This is a genomic window from Aeromonas sp. SCS5 (assembly GCF_001887375.1).
GTDB classification, from domain to species: Bacteria; Pseudomonadota; Gammaproteobacteria; order Enterobacterales; family Aeromonadaceae; genus Aeromonas; species Aeromonas jandaei.
Genome location: NZ_LFCS01000039.1, coordinates 1 through 240, shown reverse-complemented (window position 1 = coordinate 240; position 240 = coordinate 1). Strand labels below are relative to the sequence as shown.

Below are 240 nucleotides of genomic sequence, written 5' to 3'. Positions count from 1 at the left end.
GCGGGCTTTACCCTGCTCGACAGCGATGGCGACAAGGTCTCCTCCACTATCACCGTGGCGGTAGGTGATGGCGCCAACCCCACCATCTCAGCCGTCAGCGGCACCGCCATCACCGAGATGGCGCAAGGTGAGGCGGCCGCGGTCAGCAACATGAGTTTCACGGTGACCCACGGCAGCGATGCCCTTGATCCCGCATCTCTCGGTTTTGATATCACCACCATCCAGAGCAACCTGACTGGG

General features: G+C 62.1%; 1 protein-coding gene. It reads left to right on the top strand.

Annotated elements, in window-relative coordinates; translation table 11 throughout:
• Positions 1–240, top strand: a 240-nt coding sequence (locus BS300_RS20860) for a hypothetical protein (RefSeq protein ID WP_143241882.1), incomplete at both ends; no start/stop codon positions are given.